The organism is Scytonema sp. NUACC21, from assembly GCF_054684315.1.
In genome coordinates this window covers 17,170-32,661 of the sequence record NZ_BAAFZH010000035.1, presented here as the reverse complement: position 1 = coordinate 32,661, position 15,492 = coordinate 17,170, and the positions used below count along the sequence as shown (strand labels likewise).

Below are 15,492 nucleotides of genomic sequence, written 5' to 3'. Positions count from 1 at the left end.
GGCGGTCAGCAACTGGCTCCGAGGGGAGTCCTGAGGGGGCGAGTTAGCCCCCTCGCGCACCCAGGACGCTACCCGACCACCACTGGCTCACTCCGCCATCACACCAATTCATTTAGCATTCCTGCCCTCATACATTTCTCCGTTTGAACCACGATCGGCATTCTGTGCTCTCAGCACCTTTTCCTCCCTCACTAGTTCATATGTTCGCATTGAAAGGGCTGGGTGGGCACTGCCCACCACTTATTAAGAAGGTGCAAGGTTTTAAAGCTTCAGCTATTAGCTTACTCTCACTATACAAAAATGTCAGAAGAAAAATAGAAAGCATGAAAGGCAACTTTCGATATCCTGTAGAAGGAGTTGAATATTTGGAAAAATGATTGAAGGTATTAGTCATATCACATTCATTGTGAGGGATTTGGAGAAAATGACGAAATTCCTTACATTCCTATTGGATGCTAAACAAGTTTATTCTAGTGATGAGCACAATTTTTCCATTTCAAAGGAAAAATTTTTCCTGATAAATGATTTATGGATTGCCATCATGGAAGGAGAACCTTTAGCAGAGAAAACTTATAACCATGTGGCTTTTAAAATAACTGAAGGCGATTACGAATTGTATGCCGCACGAGTTAGAAGTCTGGGGGTAAATGTCAGGGAAAGTCGAAGCCGCGTAGAAGGCGAAGGGCGTTCTTTATATTTTTACGACTACGACAATCATTTGTTTGAGTTACATACAGGAACTCTAAATCAGCGACTACAAACCTATCAAAACTTTGCTAAGCTAAAACACCTCTAATTTGTTCCCTTTATATCTACAAGAGATCCGATATTAGAGAAGTCGGTTTTCTGACTCAGCTATCTGCTTAAAATTTATCTCATGAACCACTAAGTACTTTACAAATGTCTATTTACGATTCCATTGGTCAGGAATATTCAAAGACTCGCATCCCCGATCCTCGGATTGTAAGGACTGTAATCGACCTACTCAATTTACCAAAAGGTAGCACGATCGCTGATGTAGGGGCTGGAACAGGTGGATACAGTCGAGCGATCGCCAACCTTGGATATTCTGTTTGCGGGATTGAACCATCATCAGTTATGCGAGCCCAACAGTTAGAGTATCCACGAGTCGAATGGTTAACCGGATATGCAGAAGCACTTCCTTTACCAGATAACTCTGTGGATGGAGTCATAAGTATTCTTACAATGCATCACTTTTCAGATTTAGAAAAAGCTATTTGCGAGATGCATCGGGTTGTCAAATTTGGGGCAATAGTCTTGCTGACCTTTGATATTAGGCTTGCTGAAAAGATATGGTTGTATGATTATTTTCCTTGGCTGTGGGAAGATGCCCTACGATTTCTACCACTCCCACAACTTGCCAACCTAATTCAGACAATTACCAAAAGAAGCGTTGAAACTATACCTTTTGTCTTACCTCACGATTTATCTGATTTATTTGCAGCGGCTGCTTGGAGACGCCCTGAATTGTATCTCAAGCCTGAAGTCCGTGCGGGAATCTCTTCTTTTGCTGTAACCAACTCCCGCTTAATTGAGCCCGCAGTTAAGGCTCTTGCAACAGATTTAAGTAGTGGTCAATGGGATGCAAAGTACGGAAAAATTCGGCAGTTAACAGAAATTGATGTGGGTTATCGTTTTCTACGTGCAACGCTGAAAACTTAAAAAGACAAATACTTATACATATCCTTGCGAACACTCTTGCAATTTGTCCATTTCCAAGGCGACAGAAGGATTTCTGTATGCCTTGACTTCAATCAAATTTCCGCTGGGATCGCTCAATAACATCTTCGCTTGTTCTATATCAGTACCTACACCAGACACATATGGCTTTACCTCAAACTCAACCTTCATTTCATTAAGGCGAAGAGCAAGAACTTCCCAATCACGCCACGCCAAAATCGCGCCAAAGTGACGCACACCATGTTTTCCTATCGGCAATACCTCAAAAGGTCGTTCGTGCAAAGTAATCTGGCCCTCAAAAAGGAATATGTCAATCCACTTATCGCGAACACGACCAACCTTGGCACCCAATGTATTCACATAAAAATTTTTACACTCTTCAAGGTCTCGGACAGGGAAGGCAAGATGAAAGATTGGGCGAAACATACGAAGATTCTTTCTGCTCAAAGGGTTTAGAGATTGTTAAGAAACTACCACCAAATATTAACTACCTTAAAAGGAGCGGAGGTTTTAGCGTGGCAGCTAAACAAAATAGATGTTGGCTATTGTTTCCTGCACTGCATACAGGAAAGGTAAAAAGGTAACTATTTTTAGACAAATAGTGAAACATCTTTATGATATCATACTGTAAATTGACTCAATAACCGTATTTTAATATTTACGCCCTGCTTGTCAAAATGTGCTTGGAAGCGTTTTGGCGATAATTGCAGCTTATAAATCTGCAGCATACCGAGAAAAATTTGTGTCGTTGGATGATTTAATGATTCAAGCTGTTATTTTTGATTTAGATGGAACTCTTCTCGATCGCGAAACTTCCGTCAAACAGTTTATTTCCGATCAATATAATCGCTTTGCCTCATTACTCCATAGCATTCCCAAAGACAATTATATTTCCAGATTTATCGAATTGGATTGTCGTGGTTATGTTTGGAAAGATAAAGTTTATCAAAGCCTTTTGTCAGAATTTTCAATTAAAACACTAACTTGGCAAGAATTATTATATGATTATGAGAATAATTTTATTTACTCTTGTGTTCCGTTTCCTAACTTACACTCTACTTTAGATAGCCTTAAACACAAAAATTATTTGTTAGGATTGATTACCAATGGTTTGGGAAAATTTCAGACGCGCACTCTTAAAGGATTAGATATTGAAAATTATTTTGAAGCCATTTTAATCTCAGAGATAGAGGGAGTGAGGAAACCTGATGCCGAAATTTTCTATAGAGCACTGCAAAGACTAGGAGTGACAGCCGAGCAAAGTGTATTCGTTGGAGATCATCCTACAGTTGATGTTTTGGGAGCTAAGAGTATTGGAATGAAGGCAGTTTGGAAACGAGATAGTTACTGGGCGGAGCCAATTGAGGTTGATGCAATAATTGAAGATTTGAGTATGTTACCAACAATTATCCAGAATTTTCCGTAATTTCTTTTCTTATAAAAAGAGGATGCTATTTGATAAAAAAATTATTATATTTAATATCATGTTCGGTTGAACATTTGTAATAAAAATACCCCTCCCTAACCCTCACCTTAGCAAGGGGAGGGTGCCGTTAGGCGGGTGGGGTAGAATGTGTGTATCGTAAGTAATGAGTCGAACATGATATAACACATGGTAAAACCTCAATTCTGCAAGTTTTGTCGATGGTTTTTGATTACTACTATGCTTATTCTTTTGAGCATAAATGGGATACTCACGGGGATTGGAAAAAGCTACGATTCATGTTCAAATCATGCCACGAACTAGTTACTGAGTTTGAGGGGATTTCAGAGCATGATGAAAAGCTATCTTTTTTCACAAAGTACAGTGGATTTCGGTACGCTTTTGACGATTTGACAAAAGAATCCGAGGCTAGTAATTACGGGAAAAAAGAATTGATGCGTGAGATTATTGAAAAGCGATATGACAAACGTATTGAAGTCATTAAAAAAGACTTGAAGTATGATACGAATTACGCTTCAATTAATCACAAAACCATCATCACTATGAACTTTCCCGACCATTCCCCAAACAGTGTAGAAGCGGCCTTGGAACTTATTGGCGAAAGGTATGGAGGTCACATTTATGACCGAGTTAAAGAAATGTTTAACATCCTTGTTTTCAAGGGTAAATCAATGAGAGTTTGAGGTTTAAACCCATTCAACTTTTTGGTTAAATAAAATCAAATTTTTTATGATAAAAAATAAAGATTTAAGCTATGACGACTTTCTAAAAAACAAAGTCAGGATAGCTAATAAAGAGGGTTTTAAGGTGGAAATTTCTGAAATCAATCCCGCGTTAAAACTTCACAATAAACTTATGGTTAAGTGGCTAGTCGAGGGTGGTAGAAGAGCCTGTTTTGCATCGTTTGGATTGCACAAAACAGTAACGCAATTAGAAACCATTCGCATAACACTCACTAGAACAGGCGGCCGCGGTTTGATTATTTGCCCACTGAATGTAAAACAGGAATTTATTCGCGATGCGGTTGAAATATTGAAATGGGAAACCCCGCCAAAATTCATCCGCAGAATCGAAGATGCTGAAGAAACTGGAATCTATCTAACAAACTACGAGACCGTTCGCGATGGTAAACTTGATCCGCGGTTGTTTTCGGTTGCATCATTGGACGAGGCTTCTGTTTTGCGCGGCTTTGGAGGCACAAAAACATTTCGTGAGTTTATGCGATTGTTTACGGGTGATGCTGGTCCGCTGGGTGATAGAAGAGGCACATACAATGTACCTTACCGATTCGTAGCCACAGCAACACCATCCCCTAATGAGTATATCGAATTATTGGCTTATGCTGACTTTCTAGGTATAATGGATGTTTCTCAGGCTAAAACTAGATTCTTCAAACGGGATTCTACAAAGGCCGATAAACTCACATTACACGCCCATAAAGAAGAGGAATTTTGGTTGTGGGTTGCTTCATGGGGTTTATTTGTTACAAAACCCTCAGATATCACGGGTAATGAAGAGGATGACCAAGGTTATATTATGCCTGAGTTAGATATCCGCTGGCATGAAATACCATCCGACCACCAAACCGCAGGTATTGATAAGCATGGAAAGTATAAAATGTTTAGAGATACGGCTGTTGGTTTGCAAGATGCAGCAAAAGAAAAACGCGACAGCTTGGAGGGTAGAATTGCTAAAATGATGGAAATACGCAATGAGGATATTGATGCCCACAGAATCCTTTGGCATGATCTCGAATCCGAGCGATACGCTATTGAAAAACTTATCCCCGATGTTGTATCGATTTACGGCTCGCAAAATTATGAGAAACGCGAACAGGCCATTATTGATTTTTCAAACGGGAAATTTAGAGAGTTAGCAGCCAAACCTATTATCGCTGGTTCGGGATGTAATTTTCAAAGGCATTGTAATTGGGCAATATACCTAGGGATAGGCTTTAAGTTCAATGATTTTATCCAATCAATCCACCGTCTTTTACGCTTTTTACAACAAAATCAAGTCCGCATTGATTTGATATACACTGAAGCGGAAAGAAAAGTAAAACAAGATCTAATCAGAAAGTGGGATAACCACAATAAACTAGTACAGAAAATGACTGAAATTATAAAAAAGTTTGGCTTAAACCATATCGAAATGGCTGGCCATTTAACCCGTAAAATGGGAGTCGAACGTATTGAAGTTTCCACGGAATACTTTACCGCTGTAAACAACGATAACGTAAAGGAATCCAAGAACATGAAAAGCGATAGCGTTGGGCTTATTCTAACGTCAATCCCCTTTTCAACGCAATACGAATACTCTCCAAACTATGCTGACTTTGGCCACACAGCCAATAACGATGAGTTTTTTGAGCAAATGGACTTTTTAACTCCCGAATTGCTGCGCGTTTTAATGCCTGGCCGAATTTGTGCCGTGCATGTAAAGGATAGAATTGTTCCCGGAGGCATGACTGGTTTAGGATTCCAAACAGTTTATCCTTTCCACATGCACACAATAATGCACTATGTAAAGCACGGTTTTGCATATATGGGAATGAAAACCATTGTTACAGATGTAGTCCGTGAGAATAACCAAACTTACAGACTTGGATGGACTGAGCAGTGCAAAGACGGTTCTAAAATGGGGGTTGGAATGCCTGAGTATCTTTTGCTTTTCCGTAAACCGCAAACAGACACTACCAATGCTTACGCGGATATTCCTGTAGTCAAAGCCAAAAAAGATTACAAGAAAGGTCAATGGATTAATCCTGATGGATATTCGAGAGCGCGTTGGCAAATGGATGCACATGGTTTTGCTAGAAGCAACGGGAATAGACACCTTACCCCTGAAGAGGTTTCGCAGCTTGACCATGATAAAATTTTCCAATGGCACAAAGATTATTCTTTGAACGAGGTATACAATTTTGAACACCATGTAAAACTAGCGGAAACGCTAGAGGTTAAGGGTAAACTACCGTCAAGTTTTATGCTCTTACAGCCTCAAAGCTGGAGTGATGAAGTTTGGACTGATGTTACAAGAATGCTCACTTTGAACGGTTCGCAGTGGAGCAAAGGAAAAGAAATGCACTTATGCCCGATGCAGTTCGATATTGCCGACCGAGTTATCGAGCAAATGAGTAATCCAGGCGATGTTGTTTATGACCCGTTTGCAGGTTTGTTCACGGTTCCTTACCGTGCAATTTTAAAAGGCCGTAAAGGTATTGGCCACGAACTTAATCCAGCCTATTTCTTAGATGGTGTTTCTTATTGTAGAGCAGCCCAAGAAAAGGTTATACAACCCTCGCTTTTAGACCTTTTGGAATTTAAAGAGTCTCAAGTTTAATCAAAAAAAAGTAATCAATAAAAAATAAATTTTAAAAATCATGTCAACAAAAACTTTCAAAATCAACTCAAAAGAATTGGCTTCAAAATTAACCCAAGCCGTTAGCGTAATCAATCCAACAAACACAATGCCGGTATTACTGGTTGTTCTGAGTGCCTGTCGCACAGGAGTGGGTAAGGAGGTTAAAGGTGAAGGCATTGTAGGCTTGACAAGAGGTTTAATGTATGCGGGAGCGAAACGTGTGGTGATGAGTTTGTGGAGCGTAGAGGATGAAGCCACAGCAGTACTGATGGCGAAATTCTATCAAAAGCTGCTGAAGCAGGGGGAACCGTCGGCAAAGGCACTGAGAGCGGCTCAACTGGAAATGTGGCAGCACAAACAGTGGCAAGAACCCTATTACTGGGCTGCCTTTATCCTCCAGGGGGAGTGGAATTAAAATAATTAGTAATTCGTAATTAAGCTATATATTACGTTTTATGTCAATTCGCCAAAATCGCCTTGCTGCCGAACAAGCTTTTGCAGAAGCAATGGAGTTCTACAGGCAAAGAACAGCACAATCCCAGCACCAAGCAATTCAAAAGTGGCAAGAATCACTACATTTGTGGCGGGAAGTAGGCGATCGCTATCAGGAAGCCCAATCACTCACTTGGATTGGGTTTGTCTACTCCAATTTGGGAAACAGACAGCAAGCGCAAGAGTACTTTAATCAAGCACTGCCACTATGGCAAGCCTTGGGAGAGCGCGAGTGGGAAGCTCGCACCCTCAACAACATCGGCTTAGTTTGCTCAAGTTTGGGAGAAAAAAATCAGGCATTAGATTACTACAATCAAGCATTGCGGTTAATGCAGGAAGAGGGAAATCATGCAGAGGAAGCTGTTAGTCTTAATAATATTGGTAAGATATACTCCGATTTAGGTAACAAAAACGATGCACTGGATTACTACAACCGAGCACTGGTAATTCGGCGGGAACAGAACGATCGACGCGGAGAAGCGGTTACATTGAACAACATCGCTGGTGTCTTCGCCGACCTAGGTAATAAAAAAGAGGCGCTAAAATATTATAACCAAGCGCTAGGGATTCGTCGGGAAGTGGGCGACCGACGTGGGGAAGCTGTCACTTTAAATAATATTGGCTTAGTTTACTCCGACTTAGGTGAGAAGCAACGTAGCCAGGAATCCTATAAAGAGGCTTTGCATATCCGCCAAGAAGTGGGCGATCGCACAGGTGTTGCGGAAACTGTCAACAACATTGGTCTACTTTACTTTGATTTGGGCGAGTTTCAGCAAGCACTGAACAGCTATAAACAAGCATTAGAACTAATGCGTACAGTAGGCAACCGACGTGGGGAAGCTGTCACTCTTAATAACATTGGCGGTGTCTACTCCAATTTAGGTGAATTTCAGCAAGCACTGGAATACTACAGTCAAGCACTGCCAATCCGACAGGAAGTGGGCGATCGCCGTGGAGAAGCCACTGCGCTCACTAATATTGCTGCGGTTTACGATACTCTGGGCAAGAAACAGCTTAGCCTAGACTATTACCAACAAGCCCTGCAATTGTGGCTTGCTATTGGCAATCGCACTGGAGTTGCTAAAACTCTCGATAACATTGGCGTAGTTTACTTCGATTTGGGTGAATTTCAGCAGGCACTAGATTACTATGAGCAAGCGCTGCCAATTAGACAGGAGGTAGGCGATCGCCGTGGGGAGGCTATCACCCTCAACAACATTGGTGTTGTTTATTCTTACTTAGGTTTGTTTCAGCAGGCATTGGAATATTACAACGAAGCTTTGCCCATCAAACAGGAGGTGGGGGATATTTCCGGCACTGTCACTACACACCGCAATATTGCCGTTGCCGAACGCAATCTTGGTAATTTCAACGAAGCTTTAGCTCAAATTGAATCTGCCATCACAACTATTGAAACCTTACGCACTAAAGTCATTAGCCAAGACCTGCGAGCTTCCTACCTTGCGTCCGTGCGGCACTACTACGAATTTTACATTGATTTGCTCATGCAACTGCACCAAAAAAACCCTGCTGTAGGGTATGCAGTGAAAGCGTTAGAGATCTCAGAACGCGCTCGCGCTCGCAGTCTTGTTGAGATGCTAGAAGAGGCGCGTGCTGATATTAAGCAAGGAGTAGACCCCAAACTGCGTGATTCTGAACGCCAGTTACAGCAGCAACTTGCTTCCAAGACTCAAGCCCTACAAAAATTACTTCAAGGCAGACTTCCGGAAGAGATAGAAGAAGCGGAAATAAAGCAGATGGAATGTTTCAGAAAAGAGATTAATTCACTTCAGACACAGTTGCGAGAAGTTGAAGCCGAAATCCGCATCAAAAGCCCGCGTTATGCTGCCCTGAAATATCCTCTGCCCCTTAGTGCCGAAGAAATTCAGCAGCTGGTAGTGGATAACCAAACTATTCTCTTATCCTACTGGCTTGGTGATGAGCACAGCTATCTGTGGGGAATAACATCAACTTCTATCACCAGCCATGAATTGCCCAAAAGCTCAGACATTGAAGCTACAGCGCGGGAATTCTATGAATATTTAACAGTGCCCGAAAAGAGGGGAAAGCCGAAAAAGGTAGCAAAAATTACAAAAGCTTTGAGCCAAATACTTTTAGAACCAGTAACAGCGCTCTTGGAATGCAAACGACTCCTAGTTGTAAGTGATGGTGCCCTGCAAAGATATGTGCCTTTTAGCACCTTATTAGACCCTCTTTCCCCCGACTTCAAACCCATGTTTGTCGAACACGAAATTGTAAGTCTACCTAGTGCTTCAACTCTCACTCAGATTCGATGCGATCGAATTGAAGGTCATTGCGTGACTAAAACAGTTGCTGTGTTAGCAGATCCAGTTTTTGACAAAACAGATGAACGAGTTAACGCCTCAGTTCAAGCAGTTGCTAGTCAAACTCAGACATCCCCAATGCAACCTCTTAAACTGGTTACTAGAGACATTGGTTGTAGAGATGGAGAACGGCTTTTTGCACGTTTGCCCTTCTCACGCTTAGAAGCTGAGGAAATTCAGAAACTGGTATCAAAAGAATCCTCATTACTAGCACTAGATTTTGATGCTAGTCGAGAGACTGCTACTAGTCCCCAGATGAGCCAATACCGCTACGTGCATTTTGCTACTCATGGGTTTTACAACGACATTCATCCAGAACTGTCAGGAATTGCGTTGTCCTTAATTAATGAACAGGGAGAAGAACTAAAAGAAGGCTTTTTACTGACACCAGATGTTTTCAACCTAAATTTGCCAGCCGAAATGGTGGTTCTCAGTGGCTGTCGTACAGCAGAGGGTAAGGAGGTAAAAAGTGAGGGGATTGTGGGGTTGATAAGAGGTTTAATGTATGCGGGGTCAAGGCGCGTGGTAGTGAGTTTGTGGAGCATTAACGATCGGGCAACAGCAGAATTTTTGGGTAGGTTTTACCGGGGCGGCATGGGCGGCATGGGCGGTATGGGTGGCATGGGCATGATGTAATCATTCTGAAACCATACCGTAGGGTGGGCACTGCCCACCTTTTTTTATGCCGAATATAGCAAGCTTTCGCCAAGTATAAGGATGAGTGGTAATAGTGCTATCGTGCAGCTTAACTAAAGTTATCACTTTTAGCCTACCAAACGCTTAAGTTGCTTATAGACTTCGTCATCATTACGCTTTCCTACCAAAATCACTTCGACTAAATCCCCGTCAGCATGAAATCGGTAAACGATGCGATATTCTCCTGAATCAACGCGATAATATCCTGTATAACCAGCCAATTCCTTAGCATCTGCTGGTAATGGTTCAACATTCAAAGACATAACTTTTTTGGCAATCTGAGCAGCAATTTTAGGCTGCAAACCTTTGAGAAAATCAAGAACTGTCTCAAGACCGTCAAGTTTGGCCATACTATCAAGTCTTATCATCAAGCGCTGCCAAACGCTTGATTTCTGCTGTAAAATTTTCCGTACCAACCATCCTTGAGTTGGAGAGTGCGGTTTGAGCTTGTTGACCTGTAATCAAATCTTCTAATTGAGCCAGTCGATTTACCAACTGCTCGTAGTTCTCAACTGACATAATGACGTAACTGGGTTGCGATTCGTCTGTCAGCAAAACTGGCTCAACAGCAGCCCGGTTTAAAACCTCACTATGGGTATTTTGGATTTCTCTAACAGAAAAACGTTGCATTCTTACAACTTTCTCAAAAACTCCTAACTACATTGTATGGTGTGCGGACTTTGGAAAATCAAGGGCAAAGAACGATGCGAGAGCTTGCTTGGGGAAGCTTTGTTCCTATAGCCCTGGGTTTCTAGTCCATAGGGGATCGGGTGGTTTTATGTAAATATTTCTAAAGCAGTTTGCGCTAATGGGGCAAACTGTTTTTTCATACTATTGACGATTGAGAAACTTTTATGGTCAGAAAAGTTCGTCAAACGCCAAGACTGAGAAAGGCGCGTCAATTTCCCAAAACCACCAAAAAGCTCCGTCAACCTCGAAAAATTATGAAACAAGCTCGCCAGCCACCGAAAGTCGCAACCAGCTCCTATGAACCGGAGTACTACCACCAACCGGGGACAGTACCGGGGGAAATTTTTATTTCTCCTGACGCTTCAAAACCAACGATTTCGTTGATTGACTATAACACCAACAAAGTGACTCGCAAAGAATTACAAAACCCAGAGGAGTGCGCTGCTTATCTGGATACAGAATCTGTTTCCTGGGTGGAGGTGCAAGGTTTAGGTGATGAAACGATTTTACGAAACCTGGGAAAGGTGTTTGATTTGCATCCCTTAGTTCTTGAAGATATAGTCAACGTGGCGGAGCGCCCCAAAGTAGAGGAATATGAAGCTCAATTGGTCATTATTTGCCGAATGGTGGTTCCTAAAGAAACAGGAACTGGTTTTTACAGCGAGCAAGTGAGTTTAGTGGTAGGAGAAAATTACTTGCTGACAGTGCAAGAAGAACCAGACCATGATTGCTTGAATGGTGTAAGAATGCGAATCGCCAACAACAAAGGTATTATTCGGAAGCACAAAGCTGATTATTTAGCCTACAGTTTATTAGATGCGATAATAGATGGGTTTTTTCCGATTTTAGAACGTTACGGCGAGCAGATTGAAGACTTAGAAGAAGAAGTCGTAACAAACCCCAATCGGCAAACACTACACAAGATTTATAAACTTAGGCGAGAATTACTGCAACTGCGTCGTTACATATGGCCTCAGCGTGATGTGATTAATTCTCTAATTCGTGATAGCAATGACCTGATCAGTGATGGGGTACGAATTTACCTACGAGACTGTTACGACCATACAATCCAAGTGATAGACATGATCGAAACTTACCGGGAACTCGCGTCAGGGTTAATGGATGTTTATCTTTCGGCAGTCAGTAACAGAATGAATGAAGTGATGAAGTTTTTAACGGTCATATCATCAATTTTTATTCCACTCACCTTTATTGCAGGAATTTATGGTATGAACTTTAATACAGAAAAATCACCACTCAATATGCCGGAACTCAACTGGTACTGGGGCTATCCTCTCTGTTTGGCTGTTATGGCAGCGATCGCTGCTACTATGTTTTATGTTTTCTGGCGAAGGGGCTGGTTTCAAAATTTCTCAAAAATTAATAAGGAGCCATAAATGTAAGATGACTGCGGAGTGGAAATCCAAAATGATTACAGGGAGACTATATATAAAAGATGAGAGACGGTGATACGAATCTACTGGTTTTAACACTTTATGTAATTGGCATCACTTATACTTTTAACCAAATGGTTGAATCTATTGATGACCAAGTGAAGATAGAATTCAATAAAGCAGATGTAGATAAACAACTGAAAGAGCAAGACCTGCAAGACAAAATTGGAATTTCTTTCTCACTGAAGCCAATGTATAAGATAGACGACCCGAAAGAGCTCAGTATTAACATTGAGAATAAATACGAGGATGTCATCTTGTACGTAGACTGGGATAATTGCGCTTTTGTGGAATTTGACGGAGTTTCGCGACGGATGATCCGGGTGTCACCAGACATAACTCGTGATTTGGGCGTACCGCAAGTCCCCAGTATAATTGTACCAGGGAAAACGTTGAAAGAAAAAATTTCATCTGAAGGTGTTTTCAGTTTCGGAGCTAAAAGTGATAAGGAAATTGGAACGTTAGTATACAAGGCAGGGCAGTCAGTCGCTAATGTCCTCAAATGGAAAGATAGCCCCGTAAAGTCTCAAAAGAAGCAGTTTAGGGAGTTCATGGACAGAAAACGGAACTTTGAATTTTCGCTGGAATTGGTGCTGAGACTGGCTAGAAAATACGTAGGTCTGGCTCCAGGTCATGATATCCCTACCATATGCGTGATCAAGTGCCCCTTTACCATTAGAAAACTACCGTGGACGTATGCTCTCCCTTGGAATAAAAAGAAGTAAACTCGAACTGCGGGTTTGGTCATCCAAGATTACACTGTATATAAGGAGAGAGTAGGCGCAGGCGGTTGCAGATTAGCTTCAAAAAAGCTAGTTTGAGGAAAGTCCGGGCTCCCGAAAGACCAGACTTGCTGGGTAACGCCCAGTGCGAGCGATCGTGAGGATAGTGCCACAGAAAGATACCGCCAATTGGTCACGCGTTATGAGTCATTTGTTAAAAACAAAGGACGAAGGACAAAGGACAAAATTGGTAAGGGTGCAAAGGTGCGGTAAGAGCGCACCAGCACGACTGAGAGGTCGTGGCTCGGTAAACCCTTTTTAATAATGCCGAGGATTCTTGTCATAGACGACGACCCTGCAATTTCAGAACTCGTAGCCGTCAACCTAGAGATGGCTGGTTACGACGTTAGCCAAGCTGAGGATGGCATCAAAGGTCAAGCGCTAGCTCTCCAGCTACAACCAGACCTGATCATGCTGGATCTCATGCTGCCAAGGGTGGATGGATTTACTGTTTGCCAGCGCCTGCGTCGGGACGATCGCACCGCTGAAATTCCCGTGCTGATGTTAACAGCTCTTAGCCAAACACAGGATAAGGTGGAAGGTTTTAACGCTGGCGCAGATGACTATTTGACCAAGCCCTTTGAAGTCGAAGAAATGTTGGCACGGGTGAGAGCACTCCTGCGGCGTACTGACCGAATTCCCCAAGCCGCAAAGCACAGTGAAATATTGAACTATGGCCCACTAACCCTAGTCCCAGAAAGGTTTGAGGCGATATGGTTCGGTCAAACAGTGAAATTAACTCATCTGGAGTTTGAGCTACTGCACTGTCTGCTTCAACGCCACGGTCAAACAGTTTCCCCTAGCGAAATTCTTAGAGAAGTTTGGGGTTACGATCCAGATGACGATATTGAAACCATTCGCGTCCATATCCGTCACCTGAGAACAAAGTTAGAACCAGATCCCCGTCATCCCCGCTATATCAAAACGGTATACGGTGCGGGCTACTGTTTGGAACTTCCAAGCGCTCCTCAGTCAACTGAAGATGCTTCAACCGCATCGGGAGTTGATTGACAAAAATTCAGTAAACGGTTAACAGCTAACAGTTAGCGGTTTATGCGTCTTCACTTATCGTGTCTTAACGCATCAAGCAGGGGTGCGGTTTCTGCTCAATACAGACGGTAAGTTTACCTCCGCACCCTTGCTACAGACACATAGTAGGTTGGTAGTGGTTATACTACGCTACTACTAACTCCCTGATATGATTACTTTTTATCCCTTAAGAATTTATTCTTCCGGGAAAATAGGTAGATGCTTAACACTGATAAACCAGCAAGAGTTGCAGGTTCTGGAACTTGAGTCGGTGGTGTAGTCCGAGTAATTCTAGCGTAAATACCAGCTGTGGTTTGTTCCCCTTCAAGAACTTTAAACTCACTAACAGTTGTCCGACCACCATCTTGGCTAAAGCCAATTAACTCCAATAGATACTGATTTCCCTGATTATCTGTCAAACTGCGATCGCCAAAGTTATACTTGACCATCACAGAATCTGCATTCTCCTGTGGAGTTCCTACATTCGTCGTATTTATGAGATCGAAACCAAACGTGACACCTTCAGCAGGATTGACTGGACGTGTGAATAGGAGGTTCAGACTTAATGATACAGAGCTAACGTTTGTACCGTCAGGAACTGTTCCATTAAAGTATGTCAAATCCCCTATTTTAAACACAGAGCTTTCACCTGCTCCAAACGAACTGCCCTCAAAAGTCAGTTGATTTGGAGGTGTTCCAAAAATTGGATCGTTTGGTCTTGCGTCTCCCCATGTAAACTGATTGGTTCCCACACCTGTATAGTATGGATTGGTATTGTTGCTCCCTGGAATAGGGTTTTCCCAGACACCTTCAGATTTTCCATAAAAGGTTAAACCTAGAGCTTGACTGGAGAAACCAAATGCTACAACCGTTGTTGCAGCTACTGTAGATACAGCAGTAGTAAGCACTGAACTGAGATTCATGGTTAAGCCTTACTCCTACTTAGGAGCTGGTTTCAAGTAAGCATCCCGTCCACGTTAGTAAATTTACGGAGATATTGCCAATAAATTAATATATTTTTCATTAAAACTTTATATTTTCTTTGCCAATTCTTAGCAAAAGAATTTTTCAGAGTCGGCTTTCACCACTCCTAAATATAAGGATTTTATGAGGTTTTACAACTAATTTATCTATTGTTAATTCATTGCTTATAATTCTATATTTTTATATTAAAAAAAAAAAATCATGATAATTCTACTGTAAAAAAAAATACTCCGTCCTTCTCCCGAGCAACTACCCCCTTTATCAAGCTGACTTTTCACGCCATTTGGAAAAATCAACGCTCTTACCTAACCCCCCAACCCCCTTCCCTACAAGGGAAGGGGGAGAATTCAAAGCCTCTCAAAAGCAGGACGGAATGGAAGTGAGGTTTTCCAGATCCCGTGAAAAGTAAGCTTTATCAAGGGGGGAAACAAGAAATAAAATTCCCTCCCCTTGACAAGGGGAGGGCTAGGGTGGGGTAAATTTTGCGACTATAAATGAAAAACGGGACAGGAAAG

Annotated in this window: 14 protein-coding genes and 1 other RNA gene; 11 read left to right on the top strand and 4 right to left on the bottom strand. The window is 42.0% G+C overall.

The genetic code is table 11. The features are described from left to right. Positions 1-373 precede the first annotated feature (373 nt). Both fosX and ACYRY3_RS03490 read left to right on the top strand, forming a co-directional pair. Positions 374-796 carry a FosX/FosE/FosI family fosfomycin resistance hydrolase gene (gene fosX, locus ACYRY3_RS03495; protein WP_460200375.1) on the top strand — a complete coding sequence of 141 codons (423 nt, stop codon included), beginning with the start codon at positions 374-376 and terminating at the stop codon, positions 794-796. Positions 797-900: 104 nt separating this feature from the next. Further along, positions 901-1,683: a class I SAM-dependent methyltransferase gene (locus tag ACYRY3_RS03490; RefSeq protein WP_460200374.1), complete on the top strand. Its 783-nt coding sequence runs from the start codon at positions 901-903 to the stop codon at positions 1,681-1,683. Positions 1,684-1,695: 12 nt separating this feature from the next. On the opposite strand, the gene ACYRY3_RS03485 is transcribed toward ACYRY3_RS03490, so the two are convergent. Then, positions 1,696-2,127, bottom strand: a complete 432-nt coding sequence (locus ACYRY3_RS03485) for a VOC family protein (protein ID WP_460200373.1) — start codon at positions 2,125-2,127, stop codon at positions 1,696-1,698. A 268-nt stretch (positions 2,128-2,395) separates the two neighbouring features. Between ACYRY3_RS03485 and ACYRY3_RS03480 the strand changes: the two genes are divergently transcribed. From ACYRY3_RS03480 to ACYRY3_RS03460, 5 genes are all read left to right on the top strand, one after another. Continuing rightward, positions 2,396-3,127 carry an HAD family hydrolase gene (locus ACYRY3_RS03480; RefSeq protein WP_460200372.1) on the top strand — a complete coding sequence of 244 codons (732 nt, stop codon included), beginning with the start codon at positions 2,396-2,398 and terminating at the stop codon, positions 3,125-3,127. Positions 3,128-3,345: 218 nt separating this feature from the next. Further along, positions 3,346-3,828: a hypothetical protein gene (locus ACYRY3_RS03475; protein WP_460200371.1), complete on the top strand. Its 483-nt coding sequence runs from the start codon at positions 3,346-3,348 to the stop codon at positions 3,826-3,828. Positions 3,829-3,874: 46 nt separating this feature from the next. Then, the gene (locus ACYRY3_RS03470) at positions 3,875-6,484 is read left to right on the top strand and encodes a DNA methyltransferase (RefSeq protein WP_460200370.1); all 2,610 of its coding nucleotides are present in this window, start codon (positions 3,875-3,877) and stop codon (positions 6,482-6,484) included. Positions 6,485-6,524: 40 nt separating this feature from the next. Beyond that, positions 6,525-6,920 carry a CHAT domain-containing protein gene (locus tag ACYRY3_RS03465; protein ID WP_460200369.1) on the top strand — a complete coding sequence of 132 codons (396 nt, stop codon included), beginning with the start codon at positions 6,525-6,527 and terminating at the stop codon, positions 6,918-6,920. Between the two features lie 40 nt (positions 6,921-6,960). After that, positions 6,961-9,978: a CHAT domain-containing protein gene (locus ACYRY3_RS03460; RefSeq protein ID WP_460200367.1), complete on the top strand. Its 3,018-nt coding sequence runs from the start codon at positions 6,961-6,963 to the stop codon at positions 9,976-9,978. 128 nt (positions 9,979-10,106) lie between these two features. Here ACYRY3_RS03460 and ACYRY3_RS03455 read toward each other — a convergent pair whose 3' ends face one another. Further along, positions 10,107-10,388 carry a type II toxin-antitoxin system RelE family toxin gene (locus ACYRY3_RS03455; RefSeq protein ID WP_460200366.1) on the bottom strand — a complete coding sequence of 94 codons (282 nt, stop codon included), beginning with the start codon at positions 10,386-10,388 and terminating at the stop codon, positions 10,107-10,109. Positions 10,389-10,392: 4 nt separating this feature from the next. Next, on the bottom strand, positions 10,393-10,668 hold the full coding sequence (locus tag ACYRY3_RS03450; RefSeq protein WP_460200365.1) for a type II toxin-antitoxin system prevent-host-death family antitoxin: 276 nt from the start codon (positions 10,666-10,668) through the stop codon (positions 10,393-10,395). 314 nt (positions 10,669-10,982) lie between these two features. Between ACYRY3_RS03450 and corA the strand changes: the two genes are divergently transcribed. The 4 genes from corA (at position 10,983) to ACYRY3_RS03430 (ending at position 13,975) form a co-directional block, all read left to right on the top strand. Further along, entirely contained in the window at positions 10,983-12,125 is a 1,143-nt protein-coding gene (gene corA, locus ACYRY3_RS03445) for a magnesium/cobalt transporter CorA (RefSeq protein WP_460200377.1), read from the top strand. A gap of 59 nt (positions 12,126-12,184) precedes the next feature. Next, on the top strand, positions 12,185-12,907 hold the full coding sequence (locus ACYRY3_RS03440; RefSeq protein WP_460200364.1) for a hypothetical protein: 723 nt from the start codon (positions 12,185-12,187) through the stop codon (positions 12,905-12,907). Positions 12,908-12,955: 48 nt separating this feature from the next. After that, an RNA gene (gene rnpB, locus ACYRY3_RS03435) (RNase P RNA component class A) lies at positions 12,956-13,295 on the top strand. After that, positions 13,295-13,975 (top strand): response regulator transcription factor, encoded by a 681-nt coding sequence (locus tag ACYRY3_RS03430; protein ID WP_460200363.1) that lies wholly within the window; start codon positions 13,295-13,297, stop codon positions 13,973-13,975. The genes rnpB and ACYRY3_RS03430 overlap by 1 nt, the downstream gene beginning before the upstream one ends. 191 nt (positions 13,976-14,166) lie before the next feature. Here the strand turns inward: ACYRY3_RS03430 and ACYRY3_RS03425 are convergent, their stop codons facing one another. Beyond that, positions 14,167-14,916, bottom strand: a complete 750-nt coding sequence (locus ACYRY3_RS03425; RefSeq protein ID WP_460200362.1) for a choice-of-anchor K domain-containing protein — start codon at positions 14,914-14,916, stop codon at positions 14,167-14,169. Between the last annotated feature and the right edge of the window lie 576 nt (positions 14,917-15,492).